This is a genomic window from Deltaproteobacteria bacterium (genome assembly GCA_016219225.1).
Lineage (GTDB): Bacteria > Desulfobacterota > RBG-13-43-22 > RBG-13-43-22 > RBG-13-43-22 > RBG-13-43-22.
In genome coordinates this window covers 1-3,652 of sequence record JACRBX010000183.1, presented here as the reverse complement: position 1 = coordinate 3,652, position 3,652 = coordinate 1, and the positions used below count along the sequence as shown (strand labels likewise).

Annotated in this window: 4 protein-coding genes; 1 reads left to right on the top strand and 3 read right to left on the bottom strand. The window is 46.8% G+C overall.

Translation table 11 applies throughout. The annotated features are described in order from the left end of the window. Window positions 1-972 precede the first annotated feature (972 nt). Window positions 973-1,296: a type II toxin-antitoxin system PemK/MazF family toxin gene (locus HY879_15830; GenBank protein ID MBI5604809.1), complete on the top strand. Its 324-nt coding sequence runs from the start codon at window positions 973-975 to the stop codon at window positions 1,294-1,296. A 126-nt stretch (window positions 1,297-1,422) separates the two neighbouring features. Here the strand turns inward: HY879_15830 and HY879_15825 are convergent, their stop codons facing one another. The 3 genes from HY879_15825 to HY879_15815 form a co-directional block, all read right to left on the bottom strand. Beyond that, complete coding sequence (locus tag HY879_15825; GenBank protein ID MBI5604808.1) at window positions 1,423-2,631, bottom strand: MFS transporter; 1,209 nt, start codon at window positions 2,629-2,631, stop codon at window positions 1,423-1,425. A 106-nt stretch (window positions 2,632-2,737) separates the two neighbouring features. Beyond that, complete coding sequence (locus HY879_15820; GenBank protein ID MBI5604807.1) at window positions 2,738-2,962, bottom strand: DUF2283 domain-containing protein; 225 nt, start codon at window positions 2,960-2,962, stop codon at window positions 2,738-2,740. Between the two features lie 291 nt (window positions 2,963-3,253). Next, window positions 3,254-3,520, bottom strand: a complete 267-nt coding sequence (locus HY879_15815) for a hypothetical protein (GenBank protein MBI5604806.1) — start codon at window positions 3,518-3,520, stop codon at window positions 3,254-3,256. Between the last annotated feature and the right edge of the window lie 132 nt (window positions 3,521-3,652).

Below are 3,652 nucleotides of genomic sequence, written 5' to 3'. Positions count from 1 at the left end.
TTAATTTTAGACTGGGCCATTTATCTTTCCATAATCCCGTTTAATTCTATCATCTTTTATATCGAAAAATCCTCAGCCTGTCCATAGGTGATTTAATCAATTGATAGAAAATTTCAATCATGATAATAAGTTATAAAATTCTAACCCCAAAAAAAATAACTGTTGGGCCGATGAATATCTTCAGGCGGCCGACTCATTAGGTCGGCAGTTGGAGAAGGAGATCGGACATCTTTATCGAACGTCTTCTTAAACCGGAAGATTTGTCTCGCTACAGGCCTTTGTTTGGCGTGCGTGAAAATCTCGAAGAATATGGAGTTCCTTATGCCGAAGTATCTTTTTGAAGTGCCCTTCCTCGCGACCAGAGGCAAGGTTTTCACGCTCAAGACTTGACCAACTCATCGAACATACAAAGCTTAAGGAGTTCAAGTCCAAGTAGTGTGCCATTGGAATGGCGCAACAAGACACGGTTGAAATTGAGGGTTGGTACGGGCTAACGTATGGAAATAGAGACCGATATCAAAAGGATTGCCAAATTCGCTCGGCTTCGGGAAAAGGATAATTGGGCGGGATTTTATCTTTAGGGTCAACCATGCCTTTTTAAATTGCCATGTTTGCCCGATCGTCTTCAATGTCTACGAGGGACTTAAACGGGAACTTTGGCACCGAAGGCCAAGGGCTTAGACTGGCCGGTTTTTGCTATTGACATCGCCCGGCACTACACGTACAGTACACGTATAATGACGAGGAGGTAAGCCATACAGAAAAAGCTGACCATAACCGTTGATGAAGAAGTCTATGAGGGGCTCCACAAGACCATTGGTCCCCGCAAAATAAGCCGGTTCGTTCAGGAACTGGTCCGGCCACACGTAGTCCGGCCTAATCTGGAATCGGCCTATGCGGAAATGGCCAGGGATAAGAAGCGGGAGAAAGAAGCCGGGGAATGGGCTGAGACTACCTTCAAGGATATAACCCATGAAACGGCGTGAAGTCTGGTGGGTCAACTTCGATCCAGCCATCGGCAGCGAAATCAAGAAGAAACGCCCGGCCGTTATCATAAGCAACGACGCTTCGAACAAATTCCTGAACCGAGTTCAAGTCATCCCTCTCACCGGCAACATAGATCGTCTCTACCCCAGCGAGGCCACCGTGATTTTTGAAGGCAAAGAAAGTAAGGCCATGGCCGATCAGTTGGCCACGGTCAGTAAAGAGAGGCTTTTCAGGCGTGCCGGCATTCTTGCGCAAGAGGATATGTGTAAGATAGAAGAGGCCATCAAAATACAACTCGACATTCATTAGAAGCGAACCCGCGCCTGGAGCGCTTCGATGTATCCTTCAATCAAAAAATTTTCCCGGCGATGACTAAACCCGTTCTCTTATCTTTGAGAATGGCGAGGGCAGCTTTCTTGAAATGAGGCCAAGGCTTCAAGTGATCCTTTTATCACTGCCAACTTTTTTGGAGATAATCCAAAAAATAAACAAAAGGGCCGACAGCCAGGCCGTAGCCGAGCCATACAGAAAGGTGGCCTGGGGGCCGAAGCGGTCCCATAAAAATCCCCCTATAAGACTGGCCGGAAGCACGGCCAGGCCCACCAGCGTATTATAAAACCCAAAACCGGTGGCCTTGAATTCCCGGGGGACCAGGGTAGCTAAAAAGGCTTTCTGAACCCCTTCGGTCATGGCCATAAAGATCCCGTAAGCAACAAAGAGCAGCCAAATATGACTGGGCTGGCTTGCCCTGGCAAAGCCCAGATAGATAAATCCAAAAAAAATGAAGGCCAGGAAGAGGATCGGCTTAGGACCGATGCGGTCGGAAAGGATGCCGGCTGGCAATGCCCCCAAACCATAGACGACATTAAAAACCAGATAGACCAGGGGAATGACAGCCACTGGAATTCCCACATTCTGAGCCCGCAAGATCAAAAAAACATCGCTGGAGTTTCCCAGGGAGAAGAGGGTGGCCACCACAACAAAAAATTTATAAGAGCCGTCAAAACTGGACCAGCCCAATTTTGGTTTTAGAGCCGCATCAATCGGACAGGCCCTGGTTTCCCGAATAAAAAAAATAATGGTCAGGGCAGCCAAGGCCCCGGGGATCATGGAAAGCCAGAAGACCAATCGATATTGTCCATTGAAATAAGCCAGGAGGCCAAAGGCAACCGCCGGCCCAACAACGGCCCCCAGGGTATCCATCCCCCGATGGAAACCGAAGGACCGTCCCAGGTTGGGGATTTCACACGATTCGGCGATCAGGGCGTCTCTCGGGGCGTTGCGGATCCCCTTGCCGAAGCGGTCCATAAAGCGGGAGGCCAGGACCTGCCCCCAATTCGGGGCCGTGGCCACCAAGGGACGGCTCAGGGTGGAAATTCCGTAGCCGATAACCATGAGCCATTTCCGATGGCCCAGACGGTCGGAAAGCCAGCCGGAAAAAACCTTGAGCAGACTGGCCGTGCTCTCGGCTATACCCTCAATCAGACCGATGACCGATTTATGAACCCCGAGAACAGACGAAAGAAACAAGGGCACCAGGGGGTAGACCATCTCCGAACTGAAGTCCATGAAAAAACTGACCAGTCCAGAAAAAAAGATATTGCGGTTCAAGCCGCATATTTTTTTTGGTGGATCTTGTGCCATGATATAATTGGGCCGCTAAAAGAAAAGGGATTGATGGAGCAGACGGCCGAGCGGCTACGAAAGACAGAAATCACCGGCTGGCGAGAGCCTGTTCCGTGGTTGATCCTTAGGCAATTTTTCGAATCAATTTGTTATCAAGTTCAAGTTGGTAGGAGAGGATGGTTTTGATGTTCATTCTTTTGGAGGCATTAAGAATTTCTATTCCTACAATCTTATTTTCAGATGTTGTATCCAGATTAACCCCCTCAGAAATCTCAACCACACCATCCGGTTTCTGATTCCCTAATTTAATATATATAGCATCAACCGCATTATCATAATGGATTCTCATTTTTTCCTTCCCTTTTTTAATGGATAAGTTGTTATTACTATCATTAAATTTTCTTCGACGGAAACGACTATCTTCAAAGGATAACCGACTCCGAGAACATCTCTTATAATTTCATGTTCGCCTCGACGTAAATTCATTTTACCTAAAATGTCTATCACTATTGATTCTGACCCCCCGGGGGTTTAACACGAAAATAAAGTTTCAAGATGCAAGATGCAAGTTGCAAGCGCAAAAATCTTAAACACTGTACCATTTTAAAAGGTTACCATCCTCCGGATGGTTAGGTCAGCTTCAGCCCTCTTTCTGGGTATCTTCCTGAATCTTGAAAGGAGTCGGTATTAACGTTGCGGGGTTATTTTCTTTCCTCTCTAAACCGGCTTTCGGGGCAGGAGTTAACAGGTTCGGATCAGAGGTCTTTTTATTTTCTTCGGCGCACTCCTCTGCCGAACCGGCCGGATTGCGGGAAAGATCATTTTTTTCTTTGGCCAGAGAAAAGGACCCTGCCAGAATAACCAGTAAAATCAAAAACCACCATTTGCTTTTTGTTAAATTTTGCATGACGCCCTTTTTTAAACCCCCCTTTTTTTAATTGGGGGATATCATCATTGTCCAGGGATAGATCGCTATGGATTCATTGATTATCTATAAATGTATAACTGCCGGGTAATATAGTCAAATAAAAATTTCCCT

Excerpts from the sequence above, each read along its gene's own strand:
- HY879_15825 (MBI5604808.1), bottom strand. The coding sequence starts at position 2,631 with ATGGCACAAGATCCACCAAAAAAAATATGCGGCTTGAACCGCAATATC.
- HY879_15815 (MBI5604806.1), bottom strand. The coding sequence starts at position 3,520 with ATGCAAAATTTAACAAAAAGCAAATGGTGGTTTTTGATTTTACTGGTT.
- HY879_15820 (MBI5604807.1), bottom strand. The coding sequence starts at position 2,962 with ATGAGAATCCATTATGATAATGCGGTTGATGCTATATATATTAAATTA.
- HY879_15830 (MBI5604809.1), top strand. The coding sequence starts at position 973 with ATGAAACGGCGTGAAGTCTGGTGGGTCAACTTCGATCCAGCCATCGGC.